The sequence below is a fragment of the Methylobacterium sp. 17Sr1-1 genome (genome assembly GCF_003173775.1).
Lineage (GTDB): Bacteria > Pseudomonadota > Alphaproteobacteria > Rhizobiales > Beijerinckiaceae > Methylobacterium.
Window position 1 is genome coordinate 1570576 of record NZ_CP029552.1, and the last position, 15582, is coordinate 1586157.

Here is a 15582-nt window from a genome sequence, read left to right on the forward strand (position 1 = left end):
CGGCACGGGACAGCCCTCCCGGCGCAGGATTCCGCGCCCGGGGCGGCACCGGACTACGGAGGCTCGTCCTCCCGCGCACGGCCAGGATCTCCGAGGTTTTCCTCCTCGGGCTCCGTTCCCGGATGCCCCCGTCCAGCGGCGCTGCCGTTGATCGCCATGCCGAAAGTTCGTCATGGCCAACAAGATGCTCATCGATGCCGCCCACCCGGAAGAGACCCGGGTGGTGACGGTCAAGGGTTCGAAGGTCGAGGAATTCGACTTCGAATCGGCTAGCCGCCGCCAGCTGCGCGGCAACATCTACCTCGCCAAGGTCACGCGGGTCGAGCCGTCGCTGCAGGCCGCCTTCGTCGAGTACGGGGGCAACCGCCACGGCTTCCTCGCCTTCAGCGAGATCCATCCCGACTACTACCAGATCCCGATCGCCGACCGGATGGCGCTCCTCGAGGAGGAGGCGCGGGCCGAGCGCGAGCACGAGGAGCGCCCCGAGCGCCAGGAGCGCAGCGAGCGTCCGGAGCGCAGCGACCAGCCGCGCCGCCGCCGCCGCCGCGGCCGCCGCGCCGAGGCCTCGTCGCGCCCGGCCGACGCCGTCGTGACCGCCCCCGCCGGCGAGGCGCAGGAGGCCGGGCAAGAGAACGGTCAAGTGTCCGGCCACGACACCGGTGCCGAGACGACCGGCTGGCAGGACGCGCATCCCCAGGCGATGGTCGGGGAGGAGACGTTCGCGCAAGAGGCTCCTGCGCAGGATGACTCCGCGCAGGAGGCCCCGCGGCCGGAGGGCTTCGAACCCGAGACCGGCGAGCACCCGGCGCAGGAGACCGCCTCGGCGGGCGAGTCGCAGGACCGCGTCGAGGCGCCGGCCGGGGACGTTCCCGCGCAGGACTTCGCCGCCCAGGAGCACTCCGCCCAGGAGCACCCGGCTCAGGAGCACTTCGCCCAGGAGACCTCGGTCGAGGCGGCATCCACGCAGGACACCCCCGCGGGCGAGGCCGCCCCGGTGCAGGACAATGTGAGCGGCAGCGTGGCCGATCTCGCGCCCGAGCCCCCGGCGGCGATCGCCGCTGCCGTCTCGGCGGAGCCCGCGCCCGTCGGGGCCGCCGCCGACGAGGCGTCCGCGTCCCAGGCCGCCGAGCCCGCACCCGAGGCGTCCGACGAGGGCGTCCTGCCCCAGCCCGTCGCCGCCTCGCAGCCGGTCGATGCCGCGGAGGCGGAGGCCGCCGAGGATGAGGACGAGTCCGACGACGAGGAGGATTCGGACGAGGACGACGAGTCCGACGAGGATGACGACGAGGACGAGGACGAGGACGACGGGGAAGACGAGGACGACGACGAGGATCACGAGGAGCCGGTCGTCGAACAGGTCGGCGGCCGCGGCGACGCGCTGGCCGAGATCCCCGAGCGGCCCCGCACCCCGCGCCGGCACTACAAGATCCAGGAGGTGATCAAGCGCCGGCAGGTCATCCTGGTCCAGGTCGTCAAGGAGGAGCGCGGCACCAAGGGCGCGGCGCTCACCACCTACCTGTCGCTGGCCGGCCGCTACTCGGTGCTGATGCCCAATACCGGGCGGGGCGGCGGCATCTCGCGCAAGATCACCAGCGCGGCCGACCGCAAGCGCCTGAAGGAGATCGCCACCGACCTCGAGGTGCCCGAGGGGATGGGCGTCATCCTGCGCACGGCGGGCGCCTCGCGCACCAAGCCGGAGATCAAGCGTGACTTCGAGTACCTGATGCGGCTGTGGGAGAGCGTGCGCGAGCTCACCCTGTCCTCGGCCGCGCCGGCCCTGGTCTACGAGGAGGGCTCGCTGATCAAGCGCGCCATCCGCGACCTCTACAACAAGGACATCGACGAGGTTCTGGTCGCGGGCGAGGACGCCTACCGCGAGGCCAAGGACTTCATGCGGATGCTGATGCCGACGCAGTCGAAGGTGGTGAAGCCCTACCGCGACCCGACGCCGGTCTTCGCCCGCTTCGGAGTCGAGCAGCAGCTCGACGCGATGTTCTCCAGCCACGTCTCCCTGCGCTCGGGCGGCTACCTCGTCATCAATCCGACCGAGGCGCTGGTCTCGATCGACGTGAACTCGGGGCGGGCTACCCGCGAGCACGACATCGAGGACACCGCGTTCAAGACGAACCTGGAGGCCGCCGAGGAGGTGGCGCGCCAGCTGCGCCTGCGCGACCTCGCCGGCCTCATCGTCATCGACTTCATCGACATGGAGGAGAAGCGGAACAACCGCGCCGTCGAGAAGAAGCTGAACGAGTGCCTGAAGAACGACCGCGCCCGCATCCAGGTCGGCCGGATCTCGCCCTTCGGCCTGCTCGAGATGTCGCGCCAGCGCATCCGCACCGGCGTGCTCGAATCCTCCTCGGTCCCCTGCCCGCATTGCGGCGGCTCCGGGTTCGTGCGGGCGACCGCCTCGGTGGCCCTGCTGATCCTGCGGGCGATCGAGGAGGCGCTGATCAAGTCGAGCAGCCACAACCTGATCCTGCGCACCCGGACCGAGGTGGCGCTCTACATCCTCAACCAGAAGCGCGCCCACCTCTCCGAGCTCGAGGCGCGGTTCGGCGTCGCGATCATCATCGCGGCCGACGAGCGGCTGCCTGCCACCTCGGCCTTCCACCTCGAGCGCGGCGACATCGCCCAGCGACCCGAGCCGCGCCCCGTCACCAGCATCCGGGCCGAGGCGGTGCTGCCGCCCCCGCTGGAAGAGGATGACGAGGACGAGGAGGAGATCGTCGAGGAGGCCGAGGGCGAGACCGAGAGCGACGCCGAGGCGGATGCCGAGGGCGAGACCGAGGCCGAGGCGGAGACCGCCGAGGGCGCACCCGGCGACGACGAGGGCGCGGGCAAGCGCCGCCGCCGCCGCCGCCGCCGGCGCGGGGGCCGGGGCGAGCGCGGCGCCGACGAGGCCGAGGGTCACGAGGTCGACGAGGCCGCCGGCGAGGTGGTCCAGGCCGGCGAGGCCGGCGCCGAGCAGGGATCCGGCGCGGTGTCGATCCCGATCACCGAGGACGGCGCGGCGCCCGAGCGCGAGAGCCGCGAGGAAGCCCTGAGCCGGCGCCGCCGGCGCGGACGCCGCGGCGGCCGCGGGCGCGACCGCTTCGAGGAGAGCGTCGGCACGATCGGCGACGAGGTCGTGGCCGGGGCCGAGCCGGGCGAGACCGGCGGCAGCCTGGTGCAGGACGCCCTCGCCGAGGAGATCGTCGCCCTCGACGAGATCGCCGGGCCGGCGCCCGAGGCGGTCGGCAGCCCGGTCGCCGCGCCTGACCTGCCGGCGCAAGATCTGCCGGCGCAAGATCTCTCGGCTGTCGAGCGCGAGGCCCTGACCGCCGAGGCGATCGAAGCGCCGGCCGGCGGCTTCGAGCCCACCCGGGCGGCGGACGCCCCGCCGGCCCCCGAGGCGGCTCCTGCCCCCGCGCCGGAGCCCGAGCCGGAGCCGGTGGCGGTCGTGCTGACCCCGCCCGATCCGGACCGTCCGAAGCGGGCCGGCTGGTGGTCCCGCACCAAGGCGGCGATCGGCGGCGAGTGACCGGCCCCGGGACGGGCGTCAGGCCCGTCCCGCGCACACCATGACGCTTCGCGGCGGGCCGCGCTCCGGCAGGGGCGCGGCCCGCTTTCTTTCAAGCGAGGCAAGTCCTGCTCAAGCGAGGCAAGTCCTGCTCAAGCGAGGCAAGTCCTGCTGCCCCCGACGCGGGGATGGGCAATCCAAATATAATAAGAATGCCCTGTGCGGTGGTGCGGCGGGACAGAACCGGCAGACAGCAGGGGACGCCCCGAGGTCATCTAGCACGCTAAACGCAACGTTCGGCGCGCCGTTAACCGAACGGATACGGGCCTTGCGGGAAATCATGCTGCTGCTTCGCGAGTCCCCGCCATGTTCCGCTCCCGCTCCACCGCCGCGCCCGCGCCCGTCGAGACACCCGAGATGGTCGAGGACCGGCTCGCCGGCCTGGTCGACCGGGTCGGCGCCGGAGCCGAGCTGGGGACCGGCCGGCTGGCGAGTGCGCTCGCCCGCCTCGTCGGTCAGATGCGCCGGGCGGCGGCCTCGGATCTCGGCAGCACCGCACGCGTCGCCGCCGAGGCCTCGGAAGCGGCCACGGTGCTCGGCTGGATGACCCACGACGCCGGCGAGATCGCCGGGCAGACCCGCGCCATGGCGGCGGCGGTCGAGCAGGTCGCGGCCTCGACCCGGGAGCTCGCCGGTCGGTCGCAATCCAGCGCCGACGTCGCCGAGCAGGCGAGCGGCGGCATCGCGGCCTGCGCCGCCGACATGCGCGAGGCGAGCCGCACCATGGCGGCGATCGAGACCCATGCTGGGCAGATCGAGCAGCGCCTGACCGGCTTCGAGGGCGCGGCGCTCCAGATCCAGGAAATGGCCGGCACGATCGAGGCGATCTCGAGCCAGACCAACCTCCTCGCGCTGAACGCCACGATCGAGGCGGCCCGGGCGGGCGAGGCGGGGCGCGGCTTCGCGGTCGTCGCGGCGGAGGTCAAGCAGCTCTCCGGCCAGACCGCGCGGGCCACCGAGCAGATCCGCGGGCGCCTGGCGGTGCTGCTCCAGGAGCTGGCCGCCATCCAGGCCGCCGTGGCCGAGAGCCGCCACGCCGTGGCGAGCGGCACCGCCGCGGTCGGCCGGGTCGAGGCCCGGGTGGCGCAGGAGGGCCAGGCCGTGGCCCGCTCGGCGGAAGGGATCCGGGCGCTCGCCGAGGTCCTGGGCCAGCAGGAGGCCGCCACCGCCGAGATCTCGGCGGGCGTGCAGCAGGTCGCCGGCAAGGCGCAGAAGACCCGCACCGAGATCGACGGGCTGATGGCGGTCCTGGTGCGGGCCGAGACGGCGGCGCAGGACGCGCTCGCGGCCGGGGCCGCCCGCGGAGTGCCGGCCTACGCGCTGGTGCGCCTGCCGGCCGACATGGGCGTGTGGAAGCGCCGCCTCGCCGCGGCCCTGGTCGGGCTCGGCCCGGTCGGTGCGGCGGTGCCGCCCTTCCGCGACGCCGCGGCGGATCTCGGGGTGGATCCCGCCGATCCCGCCGCCGCCCGGCTCACGGCTGCCGGCGCCGAGGCGCAACGCCACGCCGCCGCCCTGGCCGATGCGCTGGGACAGGGCGCCTGGGACCGGGCGATCCCCGCCTTCCAGGCCTTCGAGGCCGCCGCCAAGGCGATGGTGGCCGCGGCAGACGGGATGGCGCGGCCCTGACCGGGCCGTCGCCCATCTGGTCGCCCATGTGAGATTTTTCGGCGATCCTCGTCGGATTCGCGCCGCGCCGCGCGTCCTGGCCTGTGGGAGGACCGACCATGCTCTACGCCATCCTGTGCTACAAGGACGAGGACGTCGTCGCCGCCTGGAGCGCGGCGGAGGACGAGGCCGTGATGGAGCGGCTCGGGCACGTGCACGCGCAGTTGGAGCGCCGGGGCCGACTCGGGCCCTCGCTGCGGCTCCTGCCGACCACCGCCGCCACCACCCTGCGCAAGGCGAGCGAGCCGCCGCTGGTGATCGACGGCCCCTTCGCCGAGACCAAGGAGCAGCTGCTCGGCTTCTACGTCGTCGACGTTGCCGACCTCGACGAGGCGCTGGAGATCGCCCGCGACCTCGCGGGCGCCAATCCGGGCGGCGCCTACGAGCTGCGCCCGGTCCTGCTCTACAACCCGGATCCGCGCCCGCCCGCCGCAGCGGGCGCGCGGTGAGCGAGGCCTCGCCCGACGCGGCCTGGCTGGCCTGCGCCCTCGCGGCGGCGCGGCCGCGGGTGGTCGCCGCCCTGCTGCGGGTGTTTCGCGACCTCGACACCGCCGAGGAGGCCTTCCAGGAGGCGAGCCTGCGGGCGCTTCGCACCTGGCCCCGCACCGGCCCGCCGCGGGACGTGGCGGCCTGGCTGATCCTGGTCGGGCGCAACGCCGCCCTCGACGGACGCCGCCGCGTCGCCCGCGAGGCGCCGCTGCCCGAGGTCGGCGCGCTCTCGGAGCATGCCGTGTCCGACTTGGAGGACGCCGAAACGCCGCTCGCCGAGGCGATCGACGCGCAGGCCTACCGGGACGACATCCTGCGGCTGCTGTTCATCTGCTGCCATCCGGAGCTGCCGGCGACGCAGCAGATCGCGCTGGCGCTGCGCATCGTCTCGGGGTTGCCGCTCGCGCGCATCGCCCGCGCCTTCCTGGTCTCGGAGGCGGCGATGGAGCAGCGCCTCACCCGCGCCAAGGCCCGCATCAGTCGAAGCCCGGTGCCCTACGGGGCGCCGGGACCGGCCGAGCGATCGGACCGGCTCTCCGCCGTCGCGGCGATGCTCTACCTCGTCTTCAATGCCGGCTACTCGGCGGCGACCGGCTCGGAGCGGGCCGCCCTGTGCGACGAAGCGATCCGCCTCGCCCGCCTGCTGCTGCGGCTGTTCCCCACCGACCCGGAGGTGATGGGGCTTCTGGCCCTGATGCTGCTCCAGCACGCTCGCTCCCCGGCGCGCTTCGACGCCGACGGCGAGATCGTCCTCCTGGAGGACCAGGATCGCGGGCTCTGGCGCAAGCCCATGATCGCCGAGGGGCTGGCCCTCGTCGACAAGGCGATGCGCCACCGCTCCCCCGGACCCTACCAGGTCCAGGCCGCGATCGCCGCGCTGCACGCCCGCGCCGGCCGTCCCGCCGACACCGACTGGGCGGGAATCGATGCGCTCTACGCCGCACTGGAACGGATGCAGCCCTCGCCGGTCGTGACGCTCAACCGGGCGGTGGCGACCGCCAAGGTCGGCGGTCCGGCGGCCGGGCTCGCCCTCGTCGAGCCCCTGGCCGGGCCGCTCGACGGCTACTTCCACTTCCACGGCCTGCGCGGCGCCCTGCTGATGCAGCTCGGACGGAGCGCGGAGGCCCGGGAGGCGATGGGCCGGGCGATCGCGCTCGCCGGCACCCCGGCCGAGGCCGCGCATATCCGCCGCCAGCTCGACCGGCTGACCGAAGCCGGTCCCGAAAAAATCTGAGAGCGCCTGTCGGGACGGGCGAGGACCGCCCGTCCTTGACGCGAGGCCGCGAAAAAGCCGGCCCATGAAGGAGAGGACCATGACCGACGAAACCCCGACCATCGCCCCCGTGAAGGGCGGCCTCGTCACCTACCTGATGCTGGACGGCGCCCTGAAGGCGGCGGAGTTCTACACCCGCGCCTTCGGCGCCGAGATCGTCGCGGCGATGCCGGCCGACCCGCAGGGCCGGACGCCGCACGTGCATCTCCACGTCAACGGCTCGTCGCTGATGCTGAGCGACGCCTTTCCCGAGCACGGCGCCGTCCTCCAGCCGCCGCAGGCCTTCACCCTGACCCTGATGGTCGAGGACATCGACGCCCGCTACGCCCGGGCCGTCGCGGCCGGCGCCACCGCATTGATGCCGCCGGCCGAGATGTTCTGGGGCGACCGCTACGGCCAGCTGCGCGACCCGTTCGGCGTCGTCTGGGCGATGAACCAGCAGAAACGCTGACCGTGACGCCGGGACCGGGCAAAGCCGGTCCCCCCTCCCCTCGCCCGGAGCCCCGACCGATGACCGATCAGAGCGGACGCGACCTCGTCCTCACCCGCCTCATCCCCGCCCCGCCGGCCGCGCTCTACCGAGCCTGGACCGAGCCGGCGCTGATCAAGCAGTGGTTCGCCCCCAAACCCTTCACGGTCGCGGAGGCCGAGACCGAGCTTCGCCCCGGCGGCGCCACCCGCATCGTCATGCGCGGCCCGGACGGGACCGAGTTCGCCATGAGCGGCATCTATCTCGAACTGGTCGAGAACGCCCGCATCGTCTTCACCGACGCCTATACGCGCGCCTGGGAGCCGGCGGCGAAGCCGTTCTTCACCGGCGTCATCACCTTCGCGGCGGAAGGGGACGCCACCCGCTACACGGCGCTCGCCCGGCACTGGACCGCGGAGGACCGCGCCGCCCACGAGGCGATGGGCTTTCACGATGGCTGGGGCCGCTGCGCCGACCAGCTCGCCGACCTCGCCGCCCGGCTCTAAGCCTCAGGGAGACGCACCATGACCCATGTCAGCACCTGCTTGTGGTTCGCGCGCGATGCCGAGGAGGCGGTGCGGACCTACATCGCCCTCGTCCCGGGCTCGGCTCTCGGGCCGATCCTGCGCGCGCCCGGGCCCTGGCCCGGCGGCGCGCCCGGCGACGCGATCCTGGTGAGCTTCACCCTCGGCGGGCAGAGCTTCCAGGCGCTGAACGGCGGCATGCCGGCCGAGTACGGCACCGCCGCCTCGATCGCCGTCGCCTGCCCGGACCAGGCCGAGGTCGACCGGCTCTGGGACGCGCTGCTCGCCGGGGGCGGCACGGCGATCCAGTGCGGCTGGCTGCGCGACCGCTGGGGCGTGCCCTGGCAGATCTTTCCCGAGATCCTGCCGCGCCTGCTCGCCGATCCGGACCCGGCCGTGGCCGCCCGGGTCTTTTCCGCGATGCAGGGCATGGTCCGGATCGACGCCGCGGCGCTGGAGCGGGCGGCCGCCGGCTGATCCGTCACCCGGTTGCCCGCCGGTCCCTCGCCCCGTAGCTTCCCTCCGGGGAATCCGGGAGGACGGGAATGGCGGGGATGACGCGCAGGCGCGTGCTGGGCAGCGCGGCCTTGGGGGCGGCGTCTCTCGCCGGGCCGCGGGCGGCCCGGGCGGCGGACCGCCCGAACATCGTCTTCATCATGGCCGACGACCTCGGCTATGCCGACGTCGCGGCTTACGGCCGGCCCGACCTCGCCACCCCGCACATCGACCGGATCGCCGCGCGGGGCGTGCGCTTCACGCAGGCCTACGCCAACTCGGCGGTGTGCTCGGCCACCCGCACGGCGCTGATCACCGGGCGCTACCAGTACCGTCTGCCGGTCGGGCTCGAGGAGCCGGTCTCGACCCGCTTCACCGGCGGCCTGCCGGCCGACCACCCGACCCTGCCGGGGCTCCTGCGGCAGGCCGGCTACCGCACGGCGCTCGTCGGCAAGTGGCACCTCGGCAGCGTGCAGGATCACGGGCCGCTGCAGCGCGGCTACGACGCGTTCTGGGGCTTTCGCGGCGGCACCATCGATTATTTCAGCCACCGCGGCACCGACGACAAGCCGGACCTGTGGGACGGCGACGTGCGGATCGAGGAGGTCGGCTACGCCACCCACCTCCTCGGCAAGCGCGCGGTCGAGACGATCGCGGCGTCAGTGAAGGCCGGGCGCCCGTTCTTCCTCAGCCTGCACTTCAACGCGCCGCACTGGCCGTGGGAGACGCCCGACGACGAGGCCGAATCGCGCCGGATCGCCGGCAGCAACCTGCGCCACTTCGACGGCGGCACCCAGGAGACCTACCGGCGCATCGTCGCCGAGATGGACGCCCAGATCGGCCGCGTCCTCGGCGCGCTGGAGGCGAACGGCGTCGCCGAGGACACGATCGTGGTGTTCACCAGCGACAATGGCGGCGAGCGCTTCTCCGACACCTGGCCCTTCACCGGCCGCAAGACCGAACTCTTGGAAGGGGGCCTGCGCATCCCGGCGATCGTGTCGTGGCCGCGGCGCCTGAAGGCGGGAGCGGTCTCGGCCCAGCCGATGATCACCATGGACTGGCTGCCGACGCTGCTCTCCGCCGCCGGCACGGCGCCGGACCCCGCCTACCCTTCCGACGGCATCGACCTCCTGCCGATCCTGAGCGGCGAAGGCCCGGAGCGCCCGCGCAGCTTCCACTGGCGCTACCGCGCCAACGCGCAAGCGGCGATGCGCGACGGCAACCTCAAGTACCTCAAGATCCGCGACCAGACCTTCCTGTTCGACGTCGTCGCCGACCCGCTGGAGCGGGCGAACCTCAAGGCCCGGCGGCCGGAGGAGTTTTCGCGGCTCCAGGCGGCGTGGAATGCCTGGAACGCCACCATGCTGCCCGAGCGGGCAGACAGCTTCTCGGAGACCTATACGGGGGCGCAGCTGGCGGACCACTTCGGGGCGGGGTCGCCGGTGGGGAAATAACGGCTCCATGCGGAGAAGAAGCGACGTCGTTTCTCGACCTCGCCGCCCTTTCAGCTCCCCGTCATCCCGGGAACCCGGGATGACACAGGCCTGTCCGGGGACAATGAATGGCGCGGGCAGTCCCCTCTCCCCGCGGGCGGGGAGAGGCCTGAGCTCCGAAGGGGCTCAGGGAGCCCGCAGGGCGAGGGTGAGGGGGTGCTGCCGGAGGCGTCTCACCCGTCGAGACCCCCTCACCCTTGCTCCGGCTGCGCCTGCGCTCGTCGCTTGCACGACAAGGTGCAAGCGACCCTCTCCCCGCCCGCGGGGAGAGGAGAAGACCCGCGCCTCGTTGTTTCCCGGACAGTCCTTCAGGACGACGTGGGGAGTCGATTCCGTAAGTGCGGGCTTCAGGACACCCGCTCGCACCAATACACCTGCGTCCGGTACGGAAACGTCACCGCGTCCCGCCCGGCCAGCTCCGGCGTGCGGGCGATCAGGTCGCGCACGGCCTGGGTCACCCCCGCCCGCTCGGCCTCCGGCAGCGCCGCGATGAAGCTCACCGACAGGGTGCGGTCGAGGATCACCTGCTCCGGGGTGCCGTCATGGCCGTGCGCGAAGGCCTCCTCGTGCAGGGGCCCGAACCCGTCGGCCGGAAACACAGTCCGCCACGCCCCGGTGTGGAAGCGCGGCGCGTCGCCCTCGTGGGCGTTCATGATCGCCGTGAGCTCCGCCCCCCAGGGCGTCGCGTCGTCGCGGACGTTCCAGACGAGGCCCAACCGCCCGCCCACCTTCAGCACCCGGCGAATCTCGGCCAAAGCCGCCGGGGTCGAGAACCAATGGAACGCCTGGGCGCAGACGAGCGCGTCGAGGCTGGCATCCGCCAGCGGCATCGCCTTGGCGGTACCGGCCAGGGCCGTCACGCCGGGGAGCGAGGCGGCGAGCCGCGCCCGCATGGCGTCGACGGGCTCGATCGCCGTGACGTCGGCGCCGGTGGCGGCGAGCAGGCGGGTGAACTTGCCGGTGCCGGCGCCGAGATCGGCGACGCTCCGGCCGGGCCCGAGGCGGAGGGCGTCGTGCAGCCAGGTGGCGAGCGCCGCCGGGTAGTCGGGCCGGCCCCGCGCGTAGGTCTCCGCCCCGGCGGAAAAGCCGCCCGCGGCGGCAGGGTGCAGATCGTTCATCCGTCTCCTCCGATCAGCGCAGCCAGCCCTTCAGCCGCCGCACCGCCTCGTGCGCCTCGGCCTCGCCGCCGGCGAAGGACAGGCGCAGATGGTGGGCACCGGCGTCCGGGTCGAAATCGAGGCCGGGCGTTGCCGCGACGCCGGCCTCGTCGAGCATGCGGCGGCAGAAGCCGATCGAGTCGTTGGTGAGCCGGGCGACGTCGGCGTAGAGGTAGAAGGCGCCGTCGGCCGGGTGGACATCGCCGAGGCCGAGGGCCGGCAGCTCGTTCAGGAGGAGCGCGCGGGCCCGGGCGTAATCGGCCTTGACCGCCTCCAGCTCCTCGGTGGCGTCGAAGGCGGCCAGCGCCGCCACCTGCGACAGGTAGGGCGCCGAGATGTAGAGGTTCTGCGCCAGGCGCTCGATCGGCCGCACCAGCGCTTGCGGCACCACCATCCAGCCGATGCGCCAGCCGGTCATGCAGTAGTATTTCGAGAACGAGTTGATCACGACCGCGTCCGGATCGACCGCGAGCGCGGTGGCCGCCGGCACGCCGTAGGTCAGGCCGTGATAGATCTCGTCCGAGATGAAGCGCAGGTTCATGGCGCGGCAGGCCCGCGCCAGGGCGGCGAGACCCGCTTGGTCGATCATCGTGCCCGAGGGATTGGCCGGGCTCATCACCAGCAGCCCGGAGAGCGGCGCGGCCGCGTGGGCGGCGCGCAGGGCGGCGGCGGTCGGCAAGAAGCCGTCCTCGGCCCGCAGGGTCAGCCCGACCGGCTCGAGATCGACGGCCTGGAGCACTGAGCGATAGGCCGGATAGCCCGGAGCCGAGATCGCGACGCGCCCGCCGGCATCGAACAGGCTCAGGAAGGCGAGGACGAAGCCCGCCGAGGAGCCGGTGGTGACGACGACCCGCTCGGGCGCGACCGCGACGCCGTAGGCCTCGGCGTAGTGGCGGGCGATGCGCTCGCGCAGGGGCGCGATGCCGAGCGCCTCGGTGTAGGGGATGCGGCCCGAGGCCAGCGCGGCTTGCGCCGCCGCGATGGCCGGGCGAGGGGCCGGCGCCGAGGGCTGGCCGACCTCCATGTGCACCACGCTGTCGCCCTGCCGCTCCCGCCGGGCCGCGGCGGCGAGCACGTCCATCGCCAGGAAGGGCGCGACGCGGGCGGCGCGGCGGGAGACCGGGTAGGCGGGATCGGACATGACGAACTCTTGAAGCGGATGCGCGGGTGCGCCCCCGCACATAGCGGGATTTGCCGGAGATTGCGCCCTGCCGCAGGCGCAGGCGTGATTTGACAAGACCGCCGCGAAACCGCCTAACCGGCGGCTCAAGGAGCGCGCCGGACCTGTGCTCCAACCGACGTTGGACGACCCGATGAGGACGACGATGCTGCCCCTGCCCCGCCTCCTGCCCGCCCTCGCGCTCGCGGGCCTCGTCGCCACCGCCGCCCCGACCCGCGCGCAGGCGCCGACGACCACGCCGGCGGCTCCGGGGACGGCTGCCTCCGCCCCGATGGGCGACGCCCAGCGCCAGGCGATCGAGACCGTGGTGCGCGAATACCTCCTGAAGAACCCGGAGGTGCTGCAGGAGGCGATGGCCGAACTGGAGAAGCGCCAGCAGGACGCCCAGAAGGTCGCCCAGGCCAGCGCCCTCAAGGAGACCCGCGACATCCTGCACAACTCGCCGCACGGCTTCGTCGCCGGCAACCCGAACGGCGACGTCACGCTGGTCGAGTTCTTCGACTACAATTGCGGCTACTGCAAGCGCGCGCTCACCGACCTGCAGACCCTGATCAAGGGCGACCCCAAGCTGAAGGTGGTCCTGCGCGACTTCCCCGTGCTCGGCCCCGATTCGCTGGAAGCCAGCAAGGTGGCGCTCGCGGTCAAGCAGCAGCTCAAGGGCGACAAGCTGTTCGACTACCACACCCGCCTGCTCGAGAGCCGCGGCCGGGTGAACGGCGAGCGGGCGATCGCGGTGGCGAAGGAGATGGGCCTCGACATCGCCAAGCTCCAGAAGGACATGCAGGCCGCCGACATCCAGGCGGCCCTGCAGGAGAATGTGGGCCTCGGCGACAAGCTCGGCCTGTCGGGCACCCCGGCCTTCATCATCGGCGACGAGATCATCCCGGGCGCCGTCGGCGTCGAGCCGATCCGCAAGACGGTGGCCGGCGTGCGCCAGTGCGGCCACGCCACCTGCTGAGCTGAACGCCCCGCCCATGCGGGCCGGCGCCCCTATCGCGCGCCGGCCGCATGGTCTATGAGGCCCGCCGATCGCCCGCCGGACGAGAAGACGCCCCCCGCGTCGTCCGGGACCGGGTCCCGGCGGGCCAACCCCCGCCCCCATCACGATTGCCGAAGACCCGCCGTGCCCTCCAACAACAAGCATGATCCCTTCGACCCGGAGCTCGTGCGCGAGCTCGCGACCCTGATCGCCGAGACCGATCTCAGCGAGATCGAGGTCGAGAAGGGCGACCTGCGCATCCGCGTCGCCCGCGAGCGCGTGGTGCAGCAGGTGCAGGTCCCGGTGGCGGCCGCGCTCGCCCCGCCCCTGCCCGCCGCCGCGGTCCCGACCGCCGCGCCCGCCGCATCCGCCGAGACCGACCCGAAGGCGCTCGCCGCCCATCCGGGCGCGGTGCTCTCGCCGATGGTCGGCACCGCCTACCGCAAGCCCTCGCCGGACGCGAAGACCTTCGTCGAGGTCGGCTCGCGGGTCGAGAGCGGCGCCCGGGTGCTGCTCGTCGAGGCGATGAAGACCTTCAACGACATCGTGGCGCCGCGCGCCGGCACCGTGACGGCGATCTTCATCGAGGACGGTCAGCCGGTCGAGTTCGGCGAGCCCCTCCTGCTGATCGAGTGACCGCTCAGCGGCCTTGCGTTGGCACGCCAACGCGAGGCCGCTTCGTTTCTTGTTCTGCCGCAGGTTTTTTATCGCAAAACCGGCGGCCACTTTTGCGAAACCTGCTCAGGGCCCCATGTTCGACAAGATCCTGATCGCGAACCGGGGCGAGATCGCGCTCCGGATCCTGCGGGCCGCCAAGGAGCTCGGCATCGCGACGGTGGCGGTGCATTCCACCGCCGACGCCGACGCCATGCACGTGCGGCTCGCCGACGAGAGCGTCTGCATCGGCCCGCCGCCGGCCCGCGACAGCTACCTCAACATCCCGTCGATCATCGCCGCCTGCGAGATCACCGGCGCCGACGCGGTGCATCCGGGCTACGGCTTCCTGTCCGAGAACGCCCGCTTCGCCGAGGTGCTGGGCCATCACGGCATCGGCTTCATCGGCCCGAAGGCCGAGCACATCCGCGTGATGGGCGACAAGATCGAGGCCAAGCGCACGGCGAAGCGCCTCGGCATCCCCTGCGTGCCGGGCTCGGAGGGCGGGGTCACCGATACCGACGAGGCCAAGCGCGTCGCGGCCGAGATCGGCTACCCGGTGCTGATCAAGGCGGCCTCGGGCGGCGGCGGCCGCGGCATGAAGGTCGCCCGCAGCGAGGCCGACCTCGAATCGGCGCTGATGACCGCCCGCACCGAGGCCAAGGCCGCCTTCGGCGACGACGCGGTCTACATCGAGAAGTACCTCGAGAAGCCGCGCCACATCGAGGTGCAGGTGCTCGGCGACGGCCGCGGCAACGCCATCCACCTCGCCGAGCGCGACTGCTCGCTCCAGCGCCGGCACCAGAAGGTCTGGGAGGAGGGCCCCTCCCCGGCGCTCAACGCCGAGATGCGCGAGCAGATCGGCGGCACGGTCGCCCGGGCGATGCAGGAGCTCGGCTATACCGGCGCCGGCACGATCGAGTTCCTCTACGAGGACGGGCAGTTCTACTTCATCGAGATGAACACTCGTATTCAGGTGGAGCACCCTGTCACGGAGATGATCACCGGGATCGACCTCGTCAACGAGCAGATCCGGGTGGCGGCGGGCGCGCCGCTGTCGGTGCGCCAGGAGGACGTGCGGGTCGAGGGCCACGCCATCGAGTGCCGCATCAACGCCGAGCACCCGGCGACCTTCCGGCCCTCGCCCGGCACCATCACCTACTTCCACCCGCCCGGAGGCCTCGGCGTGCGGGTCGATTCGGCGGCCTTCCAGGGCTACCGCATCCCGCCGCACTACGATTCGCTGATGGGCAAGCTCATCGTCCACGGCCGCACCCGCAACGAGTGCCTGATGCGGCTGCGCCGGGCCCTCGACGAGTTCGTGGTCGCGGGCGTCGACACAACCCTGCCGCTGTTCCGCACCCTGGTGCGCAACGCCGACATCCAGAACGGCCTCTACGACATCCACTGGCTCGAGGAGTTCCTCAAGACCGGCGGGCTCGAGATCGGCTGAGCATCGCGCGGGCACGTTCCGGGATCGACGAAGGGGCGCCGCGTGGCGCCCTTTTTCGTGTCCGGACGTGCCGGTCCGCGCGCGGCACCGCAGCAATCGATGGTGCACGAGATTTTCGCGGGCGCAGCGGAACACGGTGACGTCTCGTCAGTTCTCCCGGCAACAACGGACAGCGCGAACTGGACCAAC

General features: G+C 72.9%; 13 protein-coding genes. 11 read left to right on the forward strand and 2 right to left on the reverse strand.

All coding sequences use genetic code 11. The features are described 5' to 3' along the window. Positions 1-172 precede the first annotated feature (172 nt). From DK412_RS07055 to DK412_RS07085, 8 genes are all read left to right on the forward strand, one after another. Positions 173-3523 (forward strand): Rne/Rng family ribonuclease, encoded by a 3351-nt coding sequence (locus DK412_RS07055; RefSeq protein ID WP_109971366.1) that lies wholly within the window; start codon positions 173-175, stop codon positions 3521-3523. 345 nt (positions 3524-3868) lie between these two features. Continuing rightward, entirely contained in the window at positions 3869-5188 is a 1320-nt protein-coding gene (locus DK412_RS07060) for a methyl-accepting chemotaxis protein (protein WP_109971367.1), read from the forward strand. A 98-nt stretch (positions 5189-5286) separates the two neighbouring features. After that, positions 5287-5676: a YciI family protein gene (locus tag DK412_RS30580; protein ID WP_204165518.1), complete on the forward strand. Its 390-nt coding sequence runs from the start codon at positions 5287-5289 to the stop codon at positions 5674-5676. Next, positions 5673-6950, forward strand: coding sequence for an RNA polymerase sigma factor (locus DK412_RS07065; protein WP_204165519.1), 1278 nt, complete (start codon positions 5673-5675; stop codon positions 6948-6950). Before DK412_RS30580 ends, DK412_RS07065 begins: the two co-directional genes overlap by 4 nt. A gap of 79 nt (positions 6951-7029) precedes the next feature. Next, positions 7030-7440, forward strand: a complete 411-nt coding sequence (locus DK412_RS07070; RefSeq protein WP_109971369.1) for a glyoxalase/bleomycin resistance/extradiol dioxygenase family protein — start codon at positions 7030-7032, stop codon at positions 7438-7440. 59 nt (positions 7441-7499) lie between these two features. Beyond that, a complete protein-coding gene (locus tag DK412_RS07075) occupies positions 7500-7964 on the forward strand; it encodes an SRPBCC family protein (protein ID WP_109971370.1) in 465 nt (154 codons plus the stop codon). An 18-nt stretch (positions 7965-7982) separates the two neighbouring features. Further along, positions 7983-8459, forward strand: coding sequence for a VOC family protein (locus DK412_RS07080; RefSeq protein ID WP_109971371.1), 477 nt, complete (start codon positions 7983-7985; stop codon positions 8457-8459). 77 nt (positions 8460-8536) lie between these two features. Then, a complete protein-coding gene (locus DK412_RS07085) occupies positions 8537-9931 on the forward strand; it encodes a sulfatase-like hydrolase/transferase (RefSeq protein WP_109975113.1) in 1395 nt (464 codons plus the stop codon). A 386-nt stretch (positions 9932-10317) separates the two neighbouring features. On the opposite strand, the gene DK412_RS07090 is transcribed toward DK412_RS07085, so the two are convergent. Beyond that, positions 10318-11088: a class I SAM-dependent methyltransferase gene (locus DK412_RS07090; RefSeq protein ID WP_109971372.1), complete on the reverse strand. Its 771-nt coding sequence runs from the start codon at positions 11086-11088 to the stop codon at positions 10318-10320. Positions 11089-11101: 13 nt separating this feature from the next. After that, the gene (locus tag DK412_RS07095; RefSeq protein WP_109971373.1) at positions 11102-12268 is read right to left on the reverse strand and encodes an aminotransferase class I/II-fold pyridoxal phosphate-dependent enzyme; all 1167 of its coding nucleotides are present in this window, start codon (positions 12266-12268) and stop codon (positions 11102-11104) included. A gap of 184 nt (positions 12269-12452) precedes the next feature. On the opposite strand from DK412_RS07095, the gene DK412_RS07100 reads away from it, so the two are divergent. From DK412_RS07100 to accC, 3 genes are all read left to right on the forward strand, one after another. Continuing rightward, positions 12453-13265: a DsbA family protein gene (locus DK412_RS07100; protein ID WP_109971374.1), complete on the forward strand. Its 813-nt coding sequence runs from the start codon at positions 12453-12455 to the stop codon at positions 13263-13265. Between the two features lie 165 nt (positions 13266-13430). Further along, positions 13431-13922 (forward strand): acetyl-CoA carboxylase biotin carboxyl carrier protein, encoded by a 492-nt coding sequence (gene accB, locus DK412_RS07105; protein ID WP_245447459.1) that lies wholly within the window; start codon positions 13431-13433, stop codon positions 13920-13922. A 115-nt stretch (positions 13923-14037) separates the two neighbouring features. Beyond that, positions 14038-15393: an acetyl-CoA carboxylase biotin carboxylase subunit gene (accC, locus tag DK412_RS07110; protein ID WP_109971376.1), complete on the forward strand. Its 1356-nt coding sequence runs from the start codon at positions 14038-14040 to the stop codon at positions 15391-15393. Positions 15394-15582 lie beyond the last annotated feature (189 nt).

Excerpts from the sequence above, each read along its gene's own strand:
- DK412_RS07055 (WP_109971366.1), top strand. The coding sequence starts at position 173 with ATGGCCAACAAGATGCTCATCGATGCCGCCCACCCGGAAGAGACCCGG.
- DK412_RS07060 (WP_109971367.1), top strand. The coding sequence starts at position 3,869 with ATGTTCCGCTCCCGCTCCACCGCCGCGCCCGCGCCCGTCGAGACACCC.
- DK412_RS30580 (WP_204165518.1), top strand. The coding sequence starts at position 5,287 with ATGCTCTACGCCATCCTGTGCTACAAGGACGAGGACGTCGTCGCCGCC.
- DK412_RS07070 (WP_109971369.1), top strand. The coding sequence starts at position 7,030 with ATGACCGACGAAACCCCGACCATCGCCCCCGTGAAGGGCGGCCTCGTC.
- DK412_RS07075 (WP_109971370.1), top strand. The coding sequence starts at position 7,500 with ATGACCGATCAGAGCGGACGCGACCTCGTCCTCACCCGCCTCATCCCC.
- DK412_RS07080 (WP_109971371.1), top strand. The coding sequence starts at position 7,983 with ATGACCCATGTCAGCACCTGCTTGTGGTTCGCGCGCGATGCCGAGGAG.
- DK412_RS07085 (WP_109975113.1), top strand. The coding sequence starts at position 8,537 with ATGACGCGCAGGCGCGTGCTGGGCAGCGCGGCCTTGGGGGCGGCGTCT.
- DK412_RS07090 (WP_109971372.1), bottom strand. The coding sequence starts at position 11,088 with ATGAACGATCTGCACCCTGCCGCCGCGGGCGGCTTTTCCGCCGGGGCG.
- DK412_RS07095 (WP_109971373.1), bottom strand. The coding sequence starts at position 12,268 with ATGTCCGATCCCGCCTACCCGGTCTCCCGCCGCGCCGCCCGCGTCGCG.
- DK412_RS07100 (WP_109971374.1), top strand. The coding sequence starts at position 12,453 with ATGCTGCCCCTGCCCCGCCTCCTGCCCGCCCTCGCGCTCGCGGGCCTC.
- accC (WP_109971376.1), top strand. The coding sequence starts at position 14,038 with ATGTTCGACAAGATCCTGATCGCGAACCGGGGCGAGATCGCGCTCCGG.